We start from the raw sequence: 15,672 nt of genomic DNA on the forward strand, positions 1-15,672 counted from the left end.
TAAAAGAGAATAGAGTAAACAATATTATAAATGACTAATCCGATTAAGAATAGAATTAAAAGTGTTTCCAATGATATGACTCCTTTTTTATAACTAATATATTTAAATAATATAATGATGTTAATTATATAATAAATACAATAATATATATTATTATAATTTTTTTGAACTAATTTAATCTTATGAATTGTACAATAAAAAGTTAATAAATAGAGATTTTTTGAGAACATGTTACAACCTAGGGTAACATGTTTCTTTGGCCACCGAAACTGTTTACCATTACATTTTACTGGTCTATAATGAGCTTGTAAGTAAGAAAAATGACTAATTTTAAAATAAAATGATTAGATTTAATAAGTTGTAATAGGAAAGGTGGCTAATTTTATGGATACAAGCAAAAAGTTTTCTATAGTAATAGCAGGAGGAGGAAGCACATTTACACCAGGTATCGTAATGATGCTTTTAGACAATGTAGATCGTTTTCCTTTACGTAAATTAAAATTATATGATAATGATAAAGAACGTCAAGAAGTAATTGGTGAAGCACTTGAAATATTATTAAAGGAAAGTGCACCTGAAATAGAATTTTCATATACAACAGATCCTGAAGAAGCATTTACTGATGTAGATTTCTGTATGGCCCATATAAGAGTTGGAAAGTATGAAATGCGTGAAAAGGATGAAAAGATTCCTCTAAAATATGGAGTGGTTGGACAAGAAACTTGTGGACCAGGTGGAATAGCATATGGAATGCGTTCAATAGGAGGAATGATGGAATTAATCGACCTTATGGAAAAGTATTCTCCAAATTGTTGGATGCTAAATTACTCTAACCCAGCAGCAATAGTTGCAGAAGCATGCCGTGTGTTAAAACCAAATTCAAAGGTATTAAATATTTGCGATATGCCAGTAGGAACATTACGTCGTATGTCTCAAATAGTTGGATTAACTCCAGCAGATTTAGAAGTTAATTACTTTGGATTAAATCACTTTGGTTGGTGGACAAGTGTTAGAGATAAACAAGGAAACGATTTAATGCCAAAGCTAAGAGAATATGTTTCTGAAAATGGTTATTTAAATCAAGTTGAAGTAGATACTCAACATACAGAACCAAGCTGGCAAGAAACTCATAAGAAAGCAAAAGACCTAATAGCATTAGATCCAAACTTTTTACCAAACACTTACTTAAAATATTATCTATATCCAGATTATGTTGTAGAACATTCTAATGCAGAATTTACAAGAGCAAATGAAGTAATGAATGGAAGAGAAAAGAATGTATTTAGTGCAGCAAGAGAAATAGTTAAGGCTGGAACAGCAAAAGGTGGAGAATTCCATATAGATGCCCATGCATCATTCATAGTTGACTTAGCAAGAGCAATTGCATACAACACACATGAAAGAATGTTATGTATTGTAGAAAATAAGGGAGCTATTGAAAACTTTGATCCAACAGCAATGGTTGAAGTTCCATGTATCGTAGGAAGCAATGGACCAGAAGCTTTAGTTCAAGGAACTATTCCAAGATTTGAAAAAGGTCTTATGGAACAACAAGTAGCAGTAGAAAAATTAGTTGTTGAAGGTTGGATAGAGGGAAGTTATCAAAAGGTATGGCAAGCTCTTACTTTATCTAAAACAGTACCTAGTGCAAAAGTGGCAAAAGAAATCTTAGATGATTTAATTGAAGCTAACAAGGGCTACTGGCCAGAACTTAAATAATAAAGTATAAAAGAACAGATACAGGCTCGGACAATGGATTATCCATTATCCGAGCTATGTTTAAATAATAGATTATTGATTAAGGAGAATAATAATGATTAGTCAAGATATTAGAAAAATTGCTCCAGAAATGGATCCACTTCGTAGAGGAATGGGATATACTTCAGAGGACTTATCTAAACCACAAATAATAGTAGAAAGTACTTTTGGAGATAGTCATCCAGGAAGTATTCACTTACTTAAATTTGCAAATAATGTAGCTATTGGAGTAGGAGAAAAAGGGGGAAGGGCATCTAGATTCTTTGCAACAGATATATGTGATGGAATGGCACAAGGTCATGATGGCATAAACTATTCCTTAGCATCTAGAGACACAATAGCATCACTTATAGAAATTCATGCTAATGCTACACCTTTTGATGGAGGAGTATTTATAACAAGCTGCGATAAAGGTGTGCCAGCACATTTAATGGCTATAGGAAGAATAAATATACCAGCAATTGTTGTTACTGGTGGGGTAATGAAAGCAGGCCCAAATCTTTTAACATTAGAACAAATAGGAACTTATAGTGCTATGGAAAAGCGTGGAGAAATTACTGAAGATGAGTTAACTTATTATAAAAATAACGCATGTCCATCAGCTGGTTCATGTTCATTTATGGGAACTGCTGCAACTATGCAAATTATGGCCGAAGCATTAGGGCTAATGTTACCTGGAAGTGCAGTTATGCCAGCGACATGTGAGGATTTAGAAAATGTAGCAATAGAAGCAGGAAAGCAAATAGTTGAATTAGCTAAGAAGAATTTAAAGGCAAGAGATATAGTTACAGCAAAATCATTTGAAAATGCAATTATAATTCATGCAGCTATTTCAGGATCAACTAATTCGCTACTTCATATTCCAGCAATAGCTCATGAGTTTGGAGTAGATATAGATGCAGAAAGCTTTGATAGAATACACAGATATGCGCCATATTTATTAAATATTCGTCCAACAGGTAAATGGCCAGCAGAATACTTCTATTATGCAGGTGGAGTTCCAGCAATTATGGAAGAAGTTAAAGATTTATTACATTTAGATGTAATGACAGTTACAGGAAAAACTTTAGGTGAAAATTTAGAAGATTTAAAGAAAAATGGATTTTATGAAAAGTGTAATGAATATTTAAAAGAAACTGGTTTAAAGAAAGAAGATATTATTAAACCATATAATAATCCTATTGGTACAAATGGAGCTATTGCTATATTAAATGGTAATATAGCACCAGAAGGGGCTGTTGTTAAACATTCAGCTGTACCAAAGGAAATGCATAAAGCAATTTTAAGGGCAAGACCATTTGATAGTGAAGAAGAAGCAATTGAAGCAGTATTATCTAGAAAAATTAAACCAGGTGATGCAGTATTTATTAGGTATGAAGGACCAAAGGGAAGTGGAATGCCAGAGATGTTCTATACAACAGAAGCAATTTCATCAGATAAAGAATTATCTGCAAGTATTGCTCTTATTACAGATGGAAGATTTTCAGGAGCATCAAGAGGACCAGCTATAGGACATGTTTCACCAGAAGCAGCAGTTGGAGGACCAATAGCGTTAGTTGAAGAAAATGATTTAATTGAAATAGATATAGAAAAAAGAATATTACAATTAGTAGGTATTAATGGAGAAAGAGTAGCTTTAGATAAGATAGATAAAATACTTGCTAAGCGTAAAGAATCTTGGAAGCCTAGAGCCAATAAATATGAGTCTGGAATATTAAAGATATTCTCAGAAAAAGCAGTTTCACCTATGAAGGGTGGGTATATGGAGTAAGGAATAATTGATAATGAATAATGAAGAATTAAGGAGGTTTTGCTTTGCAAAACTTATAGGAGATAGGATTAGTATAAAAAGATTATTATAATTCGTAATTCTTAAGTATTAATTTTTCATTTAAAAGTATTTGGAGACACGGAAAAATTATTTGTAAAAATATTATATGAGATTTATAGGAGATTTTACTATGTTTAGGATAAAAGTTTTAAATGCTTTAAAGGAATGTGGAGTAGTTGCTGTAGTTCGTGGAACTACAAAAGAAATTGGAGTTAAAATATCAGAAAGTTGTATTAGGGGAAATGTTAAAGCTATAGAAGTAACATATACAAATAAGTTTGCAAATGAAATAATAAAAGAACTTTCAGAAAAGTATCATGGAAATGATGAGGTTGTAATTGGAGCTGGAACAGTGTTAGACTCAGAAACAGCAAGAATGGCAATATTAGAAGGAGCACAATATATAGTTTCACCATCTTTTAATAAAGATACAGCAATTCTTTGTAACAGATATAATGTACCATATATACCAGGGGTAATGACTATAAATGAAATAGTAACTGCTTATGAAAGTGGAGTAGATGTAGTTAAGCTATTCCCAGGGAATGCTTTTGGACAAGGATATGTAAGTTCAGTAAAAGCACCATTACCACATGCAAATATTATGGTAACAGGTGGAGTGAATTTAGAAAATATAGATACTTGGGCAAAAGCAGGAGTGGATTTAGTTGGAATAGGGGGAGAACTAAATAAGCTTGGAGAAGCAGGAAAATTTGATGAAATAGAATCTACTTGTAAGAAGTATATAGAAAAGTTTAATAATGCAAGAGGTATTTAATATGAGGGTTGCTGGATTAGGAGAAATATTACTAAGATTATCAGCTAAAAAAGGAGCATTATTATCAAATTCAAATGAGTTTAATGTGAATTATGGAGGGGGAGAAGCTAACGTATTAATTTCATTATCAAACTTTGGAATAAGTACTAGAATGATTACTAAGATTTCTAGTGATAGTCTAGGTGATGGAATTCTTAGCTATTTAAAATCAAAATCTGTAGATACTAATTTTATAGTTAGAGGAAATAAGAGGACTCCAATATATTTTTTAGAGGTAGGAAGTGGAAATAGGGGATCAAAAGTAATTTATGATAGATTAGATTCAGCTTTTGGATCAATTTTAGAGGAAGAGATAAATATAAAAGAAGCATTAAATGGAATAGATATATTCCATGTTTCAGGTATAACTTTAGCTATTTCAGAAAAAACAAGAGAGTTAACTTTTAAAATATTAAAATACTGTAAGGAAAATAATATTTTAGTCAGTTATGATTCAAACTACAGGGCAAAGATGTGGAGTTTAGAAGAGGCAAGTGAAGTTACGAAAGAAATTTTACCGTATGTTAATATTTTTTCAGGCGGTATTTTAGATGCTGAAAATATACTGAATATGAGATGTGATTTAGAGGACAAATATGAAAAATTAAAATATTATTATGATGAAATTTCAAAGAATTATCCTAATATAAAGAATATTTTCTCATCTTTTAGGGATATAAAGTCATCAACAGTAAATACGTTACAATGTAATTATTATACTGATGGTACATTATTTTCATCAATGGTTCATACAATAGATGATATAGTGGACAGAGTAGGTGGGGGAGATGCCTTAACTGCAGGAGTTTTATATAGCATTATAAATAATAAGTCTCCTAAGTATGTTTGTGAATTTGCTGTTGCAGCATCTGTTTTAAAACATACAATTTATGGAGATGCAAATCTAGTAACAAATGAAGAAGTGGAAAGTCTAGTAAGCTATGGAGTAGGTAAAATAGCGAGATAATGAGAAGTCCATTAAAATATAATTAGAAGTTTAATATGATAAGAAGAGTAAAATCCATAGTAAACACGTACTATGGATTTTTATTTTAATAATAATTAGAACTTAATATATAAAAAGATATTTAGTTAAATTGTAATACTGTTCATAAAAGGCTAATTATTCTACTTAAAAAAGTAATTAATTTATAGAAAATTATTGTAATATTTTGCTAAGAACAATTAATAAAATACTAGTTTCTAAATTAATTATAGATATTATTCTAGAAATTATAAGTATATGTTGTATAATACTAATTAATAAATTTATGTTTTAGGAGAATAAAAAATGATATTTAGAAAATCAACAGAAAAAGATTTAAAAAACATAATGAAAATTATTAATGAGGCAAAGGCTTTTTTAAAAGATAATAAAGTTGATCAGTGGCAAAATGGCTATCCTAATGAGGGAGTTATTTTAAAGGATATAAGAAATAATATTAGCTATGTTTTAGAAGATACTGGTGAAATTATAGGAACTACTTCTTTATCATTTGATGTAGAGGAGACTTATAATAATATATATGAAGGAAAATGGATATCAAATGGGAAATATGCTGTTATTCATAGAATAGCCGTTTCTAATAATATTAATAGAAAAGGAATTGGGACAGAAATAATTAAGAAGTCTGAGGAAATTTGCTTATCAAAAGGAATAAAAAATATAAAGATTGATACACATGAAGATAATTTAATTATGCAAAAGTTGTTAGAAAAAAATAGCTTTAAATACTGTGGTGTTATTTATTTATTAGATGGAAGTAAAAGAATTGCTTTTGAGAAAGAATTTTAAAAATATGTTTAAAATGAGAAGGCTATTATTTATCATATAAGAGTCTTCTCATTTATATTTGTCTATATAGAGTTTAGCAGTATAGCATATGAGAATTATTGGATTTATAATATTTTGTAAATATATTAAATCTAACAAAGTTGAATAAATAATTAATAAATTCAAAATTATATATAAGTAGTGTATTATAATAGTAACTTTAAAATACAAACCCGGGGGTAGATTAGTATGAATACAGAAAAAATGATAGCAGAGGTTTTAAGGGAAGAAAATAAGAAAAATCCTTTAACTGATGAAGAAATAGCAAAGAAATTAAATATACTAAGAGAAATAGTAACCGAATATAGAAAGAAAAATAATATAGCTAATTCAAGAAATAGACGGTTAGAATATGTAAAAACGGATGCCTTAGAAATTTTAAAGAAAGATAAAAAAATATCGGATAGAGCTCTAGCTGAAGCTTTAAAGGAAAAGGGATATAAAGTTGAAAGATATGCAGCTTCTAATATAAAGAAAGAATTGATTTCTAATATGCAAGAAGATGATTATATAAATGAAATAAAAGATAAAAAGACAGAGGATATTAAGGATTTTCATGAACAAAAAGACTTTTTCAAAGAAGTAGTTGGATACAATGGTAGTTTAAGAGTTCAAGTGGAACAAGCAAAAGCAGCAGTTAGCTATCCACCTCATGGATTGCATGTATTAATTCTAGGACCATCAGGGGTTGGTAAAAGTTATTTAGCTGATGCAATGTATGAATTTGCAAAGAGTACAAGTAATTTTTCAGAAGATGCAAAATATATAATATTTAACTGCGCAGATTATGCAGATAATCCACAGCTTTTATTATCACAATTATTTGGTAGTGTTAAAGGTGCCTACACAGGAGCTACTGAAAATAAGATGGGAATTGTTGAGGCTTGTGATGGAGGTATTTTATTTTTAGATGAGATTCATAGGTTACCGTCAGAGGGACAAGAAATACTATTTAGTATATTAGATAAAGGTATATTTAGAAGGCTTGGAGAAAGTGAAACAGTAAGAAAAAGTAATGTAATGATAATTGCAGCGACGACTGAAAACGTTGAGAGTTCTCTTTTATTAACTTTTAGAAGAAGAATACCAATGGTTATAGAAATACCTGCAATTAAGGATAGACCTTTTGAGGAAAGGTTTGAATTAATAAATAAAGCCTTTTTTGAAGAAAGTCATAGAATAAAAAAGGATATGTTAATATCCAAAAATGTCATAAGTGAGCTTATGAAATATGAGTGTCAAGGAAATATAGGACAACTTAAAAGTGATATTCAAGTAGCATGTGCCATAAGTTTCTTGGAACATAAGCTCAAAGAAGATAAAAGATTATATATAGATGAAAGGTATCTACCTGATTATATAAAGGAACAAAGTAGAAGGATTAATATTGATGATTCTGATATAGAAAAGTTTATTATAGAAGATATTTATATATCCCATAAGGGTGAGAAAAGAATAGAAGAAGATACAAGATATAATAAGAAAAATACAAATATATATAAATTTATAGAAAAAAGACAGTCAGAACTTAAATTTGTTGGGTATAGCGATGAAGAAATATCAAAAATATTAAGTCAACAAGTTGAGCTTGAATTGATTAGAGGGGCTAAGGCTATTAATTATAATGTTGTAAATACAGATGAGCTTATGAACCTAGTTGGTGTTAAAAGCCTTGAAACAGTAAAAATGATGATAAAGCTTGCAAAAAAAGAACTTACAGGATTACAGTCAGATATCATTTACCCTTTGGCTGTTCATTTAAATTCAACATATGAAAGAATACGTAATGGGAAGGAAATAATTAATCCAAAATTAAGTATTATAAAGACAAGGTATGAAAAGGAATATAATGTTGCTAAGAAAATGTGTGAAATTGTAAGAGAAAGATTGAATATAGATGTTCCTGAAGATGAAATAGGATTCATTACAATGTATCTTAAAAATTATACAAGATACTTAAAAACTGAAGAAGGAAAAGTAGCTGTCATTGTAATGACTCATGGAAGAGTAGCATCAGCAATGGCAGAAGTAGCTAATAAGTTTTTAGGCGTTGATCATGCAGTAGGACTTGATATGGATTTTAGAGATTCTCCCGATATAATGCTTGAAAAAGCTATAAGATTAGTGAAGGAAAATGACCAAGGCAAAGGCTGTATTATTTTAGTTGACATGGGTTCACTTGTTACATTTGGAGATATAATAACTGCTAAAACTGGAATTGAGACTAGAGTAATTGGAAGAGTTGATACTTTAATGGTATTAGAAGCTGTAAGAAAGTCAGCATTAACAGATCAATCATTAGAAGAAATAATGCATGATCTTGAAAGTGATTCTAAAGGTTTTGGATCAAGTCAATATAACATTGAAAATAGTAACTTATCAAAAGTTATAGTTACATTATGTATTACAGGAAAAGGCTCAGCTTTAAAAATAAAAGAGTATGTAGAAAACAAAATTGATTTAAAAGGAAAAGATATTGAAATTATACCTATAGGATTTATGGATGAAGATATAAATTCATCTTTATCTAGGATATCTAAAAATAAAAATATAGAAGCTATAGTAGGAACGATAAACCCAGAATTTAGAAATATACCTTTTATATCATTAGAGGAATTAATGAAAGGATCAGGAGTTAAAAAGTTAAATAATATAATATCCAATAAAGAAGAAAATAAGCTATCTGAAATTATAGATAAAAATGTTGTGTTTGTTAATGAAAATTATAAATATAAAGATGAAGCATTAGATGATATGGTTAGAAAGCTTATTGATGGTGGATATGTAAAAGAAGAATTCTTATTAAGTGTATTTAAAAGAGAAATGCTTGGAGATACGTATTTAAAAGGTGGAATAGCAATTCCGCATGGTGCTTCAGAATTTGTTACAAAACCAACCATATTAATTACTAAATTAGCCAAAAAGATAGTATGGAGTGAAAATTATGAAGTAGACTTAATTTTTCTTATAGCTTTAAAGGATGATTCAAAAAAATATTTTGAACAATTATATAAGATAATCATGGAAGAAAGTGTTCTAAATAAGATAAAATCAAGCACTAGTAAAGAAGAAATACTAGAAATTTTATTATAAAACTCAAAATACAAAACTAGCCATAATAATTTGGCATGACTATTGCTTTAATATATTGCAAGAAAACTAAAGGGGGGAAAAAGGTGAAGGATTTTTCTAAAGTGACTGTTATCTTAAGAGGTTACAGCTATGAACAAACAAAAACCGTTATGGAGGCTTTAGTTCAATCAAATATTAGAGCAGTAGAAATAACATTAAACACAGATGGTGCACTTGAAACTATTGAAAAGATATCAAAAGAATATGGAGATAGAGTTAGCATAGGTGCAGGTACAGTAAAAAATATAGAAGATGCAAAAAATGCAATAAAAGCAGGTGCAGAATTTATATTAACACCAATAGTAGTTGAGAAAGAAGTTATTGATGAGTGTAAGAAAAATAATGTTAAATCAATAATAGGAGCAATGACCCCAACAGAAATTTGGTGGTGTTATGAAAATGGAGCAGATATAGTAAAAGTATTTCCAGCCAAAGCATGTGGAAGTAGCTATATAAAAGATATCAAGGCTCCTTTAGGAAATATAAAAGTAATGGCTGTTGGCGGAGTATCTGCAGATAATGCTAAAGAATTCTTAGAAAATGGAGCTGACTATTTAGGTATAGGCTCAAGTCTTTTTAATAAAGATGATGTGAACTCAAAAAATATTGAAGCATTAGTAAAGGCATTAAAGGAATTAGAAAGAGTGATACAGTAGGGGGAAAGAATATGAGTCACAGTACTTTAATTTACAGAAATTTAGAGTGTAGTACTAGTAGTGAAATTTTAAGTTTTTTAGCAGATAAATTAAAAGATGAAGGATTTGCTAAGGATGGGTATAAAGAGGCTATATTAAAGCGTGAAGTAGAATATCCAACTGGATTACCTGCTGCAATAAAAATAGCAATACCACATTGTGATCATACTTTAGTAAATGAATCTGCCATAGCAATGGGAATACTTAATAATCCCGTAGATTTTCAAGCTATGGATGATCCAAGTATAACATTGGATGTTCAAATAGTAATTATGCTAGCATTAAATGAACCTCATGGTCATATTGAAATGCTACAAAAAATAATTAGTTTAATTCAAAATTCAGAAGATTTAAAGAAAATTATAGAAGCAAAATCTGATGAAGCTATCTTAGAAGTAGTTAAGAGCTATTTGGATTAAATACCTAGAAAAATTTATAGAAATAAATCATAGTAAATATTAAAAAAATTGGAGGAGTAAAAAAATGAAAAGAATATTAGTAGCTTGTGGAAATGGAATTGCAACATCAACAGTAGTGGCAACAAAGATTAGGGAAATATGTGAAGAAAATGGAGTTGCAGTATCAGTAACTCAATGCAAATTATTAGAGATTGATAGCAAGGTAGATGATTTTGATATATTAGTTACAACAGGAAAATATGGTGGAGATAGCGCAAAAATACCAGTAGTATCAGCAATGTCTTTATTAACAGGAATCGGAGAAGATGAAACTTTAGAAGAAATATTAAACTATGCTAAGAAATAAATAGTTAAGAATAGTATTAAATAATTGAGGAGGATTAACTATGGAACTTATTTATAATGTATTCCAGACATTATTAAATGCAGGCCCAACTGTACTTTTACCATTAATAATATTAGGTGTAGGCCTTGTTTTTGGGGTTAAACCAGCTAAGGCATTTAGATCAGGGTTAACAGTTGGTATTGGATTTGCAGGTATTAAGCTTGTAATTAACCTTTTATCTGGAAGCCTTGGACCAGCAGCTAAAGCAATGGTTGAAAGATGGGGCTTTAGCTTAGATGTACTAGATGTAGGCTGGGGAACAATAGCAGCTGTAACTTGGGCATCACCTATTATACCTATTTTAATATTCGCAATTTTAGCTATAAATATTATAATGTTAATTCTTAAGAAAACGAATACTTTAGATGTTGATATATGGAACTATCACCATATGGCTATAGTTGGGGTTATGACTTATTTCGTAACTGGAAACATATTCTTTGGAGTTGGAGCAAGTATAGCAATGGCAATAGTAACATTTAAGCTATCAGACTGGTCAGCAGGTATGGTAGAAGATTACTTTGGTTTACCAGGAGTGTCATTGCCAACAGTTTCAGCATTATCTTCATTAATAGTTGCAGTACCACTTAACTGGTTATTGGATAAGGTACCAGGAGTAAATAAAATAAATTTCTCACTAAAAGATGCTAAAAAATATTTAGGTTTTTTTGGAGAACCAATGATAATGGGATTAATTTTAGGTGGAGTTATTGGTGCATTAGCTGGATATGACTTTACTAACATAGCAAATGTTGCAGTAAATATGGCGGCAGTTCTAGTTCTTATACCTAAGATGACATCACTATTTATGGAAGGTTTAATGCCTATATCAGAAGGTGCAAAGAAATTTGCAAAGAAGAAATTTAAAGGAAGAGATCTATTTATAGGATTAGATGCAGCAGTAGTATCAGGTAATCCAGATGTTATAACAACTTCATTAATAGTAATACCATTAACAATATTATTAGCGGTAGTACTTCCTGGAAATAGAATGTTACCTTTTGCAGACTTAGCAGTTGTTCCATTTAGAGTTGCACTTGTAGTTGCGTTAACTAGAGGAAATCTATTTAAAAACGTGGTAATTGGTCTATGTACTACTGCAGCTATATTATTAGCTGGTACAGTTACAGCTCCAGTTTTAACAGATTTAGCTTCAAGTGTTGGGATTGATTTAAGCTTAGCAGCTGGTGCATTAATATCATCATTTGCAGCAACAAGCTTAACTCAAAGTTTTATAATATTCATGGCCTTTACTGTAGGTAATCCAATAATAAATATTCCATTATTAATAATAGGATTTGCAGTGATTTGGTACTACATGGATGTTATTAAACCTAAGAAAGATGCAAAGAAAAATCTAGAAAATAATGAAGTAGGGCAAAGTGCTTAATTAAAATATAGTAGTAGAAGGAGACTTTGTAATGAAAATAACAGAAATTAAAGTTTATACTGTAAAGCCAAGATGGATATTCATAAAGATTTCAACTGATGAAGGAATTGAAGGTTGGGGTGAAATGATATCTGGAACTAAAACAGATACAGTAGTAGCAGGTGCTTATGAATTAGGAAAAAGAATAATAGGAAGAAATCCATTTGAAATAGAAAGAATATGGCAAGAACTTCACAGATCATTCTTTAGAGGTGGTCCAATTAATGGAACAATAATTTCAGGAATAGAAATGGCTTTATGGGATATTAAAGGTAAAGCATTAAATGTTCCAATATATGAATTATTAGGTGGAGCAGCAAGAGATAGAATAATGGTATATTCATGGATAGGTGGAGATAGACCACAAGATGTTGCAAAAGAAGCTATTGATAGAAGAGATAGAGGTTTTAAAGCAATAAAAATGAATGCTACAGAAGAACTTCATTATATAGATTCATTTGAAAAGGTCCAAGCAGTAGTTGATAGGGTTAAATCTATAAGAGATGCTGTTGGATTTGATTTAAGTATAGGAGTTGACTTCCATGGACGTGTTCATAAGGGAATGGCTAAGGTTTTAGCAAAGGAATTAGAGCCTTATAAATTAATGTTCTTAGAAGAAGTTGTACTTCCAGAAAATGAAGAAGCATTTAGAGAAGTTGCTAATCATACTGCTACACCACTTGCAACAGGTGAAAGACTATATAGTAGATGGGACTTTAAAAACATATTAAAAGAAGGAGTTATTGATATAATTCAACCAGATATAGCTCTTTGCGGCGGAATATTAGAAACTAGAAAAATTGCAGCTATGGCAGAAGCATTTGATGTTGCTGTTGCACCTCATGCACCTTATGGGCCAATAGCTTTAGCAGCAACATTACAATTGGATGTTTGTACACCAAATGTATTTATACAAGAGCAAAGTTTAGGAATTCACTACAATAAAGGATTTGACTTACTTGATTTTGTAAAAAATAAAGAAATATTCCAATATAAAGATGGATATTTAGAATTGCCAACAAAGCCAGGTCTAGGTATAGAAATAGATGAAGAACTTGTAGAAAAAGTTTCTGCAGAAGGATTATACTGGACAAATCCTAGTTGGAAAAACTATGATGGAACAATAGCTGAATGGTAAAATAATAATAAATGATCTGTATGAAACTTTTAAATCATACAGATCATTTTATTTATAAGAAAATGAAGGAGATAGTAATGAAAAGATTAAATTATAAATTGATATGTATAGATTTAGATGGAACTCTATTAACAGATGACAAGAAAATTACAAATGAAAATATAGAAGCAATAAAGAAAGCTATTGATAGTGGAGTAAATATATGTATAGCTACAGGTAGAATTTATAAGTTTGTAGATCATATAAAAGATTTATTAGGGGTTAGTACTAAAGTAATAGCTTCAAATGGAGGCATAATTTTAACAGAGGATGGAAATTTAGAATTTAGAACATTAAGTTACGAGGAAATATTAAAATTGAAGGAATTAGTAAAAGACTATGATGTAGATATATATTTAAATACTGAAAATGAAATAATTTCTGAAAATAACATTCCAAATGAATATAGTTATAAAAAAATAAATAAGTATTTAGATAATAAGCATAAAGTAAATATAATTGAAAACTATCCATTTGAAAATTTAGCTCTAGATAATAAATATAAAATAGTTAAGGCAATTTGTATAAATAAGAATAATTTAGATGAAGTAAAAAGAGTGAGGACAATTCTGGAGGAGACGGAAGAGTTTGAAATATCTAGTGCAGAGCATCATTATTGCGAAATAAATAGTAAGGGTATTTCTAAAGGAAAAGCTGTGGAGGAATTGGTAAAGGAATTGGGTATAGATATTAAAGAGGTTATTTGTATTGGTGATGGTGGAAATGATATAGAAATGTTAAGGAGAGCGGGGATAGCTGTAGTAATGAAAAATGGAATGGATGAGGTAAAAGCTATGGCAGATTATATTACAGAGGATAATAATAACAGTGGAGTTGCAAAGGCTATTAATAAATTGATTTTAGATGATTTAAATTAATAATAGTTTATTTACTTATAGCAATATTATTAATGGCGCATGAAATATACAGTATTAATCAATAATTTGATTAATAATAACTTCAGTTTCTCCGATAATATTTGATATAATACTATGAGGATAGTTGAATGGAGAGATGAATTATATGAAGTTTATATTGGCCCCGGATTCGTTTAAAGAAAGTATGACGTCAAAAGATGCTTGTAATGCTATGGAAAGAGGAATTAAAAAAGTAATTAAAGATGCCATATGCATAAAGGTTCCTATGGCGGATGGAGGAGAAGGAACTGTTGAAGCTTTAGTTGAGGCAACTGAAGGAAGATTTGTAAGTGCAGTAGTTACTGATCCTCTTGGACATAGAAAGATAAATGCTACTTATGGAATATTAGGAAATGGTGAAAAAGCAATTATTGAAATGGCAAGTGCAAGTGGTATTCATCTTGTTGAAGGAAAGAATAGGAATCCTTTAATTACAACTACATATGGTACAGGTGAGTTAATATTAGATGCTATAAATAGGGGAATAAAGCATATAATAATTGGAATTGGGGGAAGTGCTACTAATGATGGTGGTGCTGGAATGATTCAAGCTTTAGGAGCTCATTTATTAGATAAAGAGGGTAAGGAACTAAATTTTGGTGGTAGTGAGTTAATTAAATTAAATACTATAGATTTAACTAATTTTGATAAGCGACTAAATGATGTTATATTTGAGGTTGCTTGCGATGTAAACAATCCGCTTATAGGAGAAAATGGTGCTTCAAGAATATTTGGTCCTCAAAAGGGAGCAACAGAAGATATGATTATACAATTAGATGAAGCGTTAGCTAACTACGCAGAAGTAATTAAAAGAGAACTTGGAATTGATGTAGCAAATGTTGAAGGGGCTGGTGCTGCAGGTGGAGTTGGGGCAGCATTACTTGCTTTTTTTAATGGAAGACTTAAAAGTGGGATAGAGTTAATAATAAAGCATACTGATTTAGAAAATAAGATTAAAGAAGCTGATTTTGTATTTACTGGAGAAGGTTCAATAGATAGCCAAACTATCTTTGGAAAAACTCCTATGGGAGTAGCATCTGTGGCTAAAAAAAGTGGAGTAAAAACAATTGCTTTTGCAGGAAAGATTGGTGAAGGAGCAGAAAATCTTTATGATATAGGAATAAACTCAATATTTGGTATTATAAGAGGTGTATGTTCTTTGGAGGAAGCTCTTAAAAATGGAGAAATTAATCTTGAAAAAACTGTTGAGAATGTAGTTAGAACTTTAATTTTATAATATTAAAAGTTAAAAAAGCATAACTATTTAAAATATTAGTT

At 30.0% G+C, this 15,672-nt stretch carries 13 protein-coding genes; all 13 read left to right on the plus strand.

Going from position 1 to position 15,672, the window contains the following annotated elements; all coding sequences use genetic code 11:
* The first annotated feature begins 384 nt into the window (after positions 1–384).
* The 13 genes from J2Z25_RS12470 (at position 385) to J2Z25_RS12530 (ending at position 15,631) form a co-directional block, all read left to right on the plus strand.
* Complete coding sequence (locus J2Z25_RS12470) at positions 385–1,719, plus strand: 6-phospho-alpha-glucosidase (protein WP_097033238.1); 1,335 nt, start codon at positions 385–387, stop codon at positions 1,717–1,719.
* 94 nt (positions 1,720–1,813) lie between these two features.
* Positions 1,814–3,529 carry a dihydroxy-acid dehydratase gene (gene ilvD / locus J2Z25_RS12475; protein WP_209740835.1) on the plus strand — a complete coding sequence of 572 codons (1,716 nt, stop codon included), beginning with the start codon at positions 1,814–1,816 and terminating at the stop codon, positions 3,527–3,529.
* 190 nt (positions 3,530–3,719) lie between these two features.
* A complete protein-coding gene (locus tag J2Z25_RS12480) occupies positions 3,720–4,367 on the plus strand; it encodes a bifunctional 2-keto-4-hydroxyglutarate aldolase/2-keto-3-deoxy-6-phosphogluconate aldolase (RefSeq protein ID WP_209740836.1) in 648 nt (215 codons plus the stop codon).
* 1 nt (position 4,368) lies between these two features.
* Entirely contained in the window at positions 4,369–5,373 is a 1,005-nt protein-coding gene (locus tag J2Z25_RS12485) for a sugar kinase (protein ID WP_209740837.1), read from the plus strand.
* Between the two features lie 324 nt (positions 5,374–5,697).
* Positions 5,698–6,201 carry a GNAT family N-acetyltransferase gene (locus J2Z25_RS12490; protein ID WP_209740838.1) on the plus strand — a complete coding sequence of 168 codons (504 nt, stop codon included), beginning with the start codon at positions 5,698–5,700 and terminating at the stop codon, positions 6,199–6,201.
* Positions 6,202–6,429: 228 nt separating this feature from the next.
* Positions 6,430–9,333 carry a sigma 54-interacting transcriptional regulator gene (locus J2Z25_RS12495; RefSeq protein WP_111930609.1) on the plus strand — a complete coding sequence of 968 codons (2,904 nt, stop codon included), beginning with the start codon at positions 6,430–6,432 and terminating at the stop codon, positions 9,331–9,333.
* Between the two features lie 83 nt (positions 9,334–9,416).
* Positions 9,417–10,028 (plus strand): bifunctional 4-hydroxy-2-oxoglutarate aldolase/2-dehydro-3-deoxy-phosphogluconate aldolase, encoded by a 612-nt coding sequence (locus tag J2Z25_RS12500; protein ID WP_209740839.1) that lies wholly within the window; start codon positions 9,417–9,419, stop codon positions 10,026–10,028.
* An 11-nt stretch (positions 10,029–10,039) separates the two neighbouring features.
* On the plus strand, positions 10,040–10,486 hold the full coding sequence (locus J2Z25_RS12505; protein WP_008677672.1) for a PTS sugar transporter subunit IIA: 447 nt from the start codon (positions 10,040–10,042) through the stop codon (positions 10,484–10,486).
* Positions 10,487–10,550: 64 nt separating this feature from the next.
* Positions 10,551–10,832 (plus strand): PTS sugar transporter subunit IIB, encoded by a 282-nt coding sequence (locus J2Z25_RS12510; RefSeq protein ID WP_008677673.1) that lies wholly within the window; start codon positions 10,551–10,553, stop codon positions 10,830–10,832.
* Positions 10,833–10,872: 40 nt separating this feature from the next.
* The gene (locus J2Z25_RS12515) at positions 10,873–12,261 is read left to right on the plus strand and encodes a PTS galactitol transporter subunit IIC (protein ID WP_209740840.1); all 1,389 of its coding nucleotides are present in this window, start codon (positions 10,873–10,875) and stop codon (positions 12,259–12,261) included.
* A gap of 31 nt (positions 12,262–12,292) precedes the next feature.
* Entirely contained in the window at positions 12,293–13,438 is a 1,146-nt protein-coding gene (gene dgoD / locus J2Z25_RS12520) for a galactonate dehydratase (protein WP_008677677.1), read from the plus strand.
* A gap of 77 nt (positions 13,439–13,515) precedes the next feature.
* The gene (locus J2Z25_RS12525) at positions 13,516–14,355 is read left to right on the plus strand and encodes a Cof-type HAD-IIB family hydrolase (RefSeq protein ID WP_209740841.1); all 840 of its coding nucleotides are present in this window, start codon (positions 13,516–13,518) and stop codon (positions 14,353–14,355) included.
* A gap of 145 nt (positions 14,356–14,500) precedes the next feature.
* Entirely contained in the window at positions 14,501–15,631 is a 1,131-nt protein-coding gene (locus tag J2Z25_RS12530; RefSeq protein ID WP_008677681.1) for a glycerate kinase family protein, read from the plus strand.
* Positions 15,632–15,672: the final 41 nt, after the last annotated feature.

The organism is Clostridium tertium (genome assembly GCF_017873245.1).
GTDB lineage: Bacteria > Bacillota > Clostridia > Clostridiales > Clostridiaceae > Clostridium > Clostridium tertium.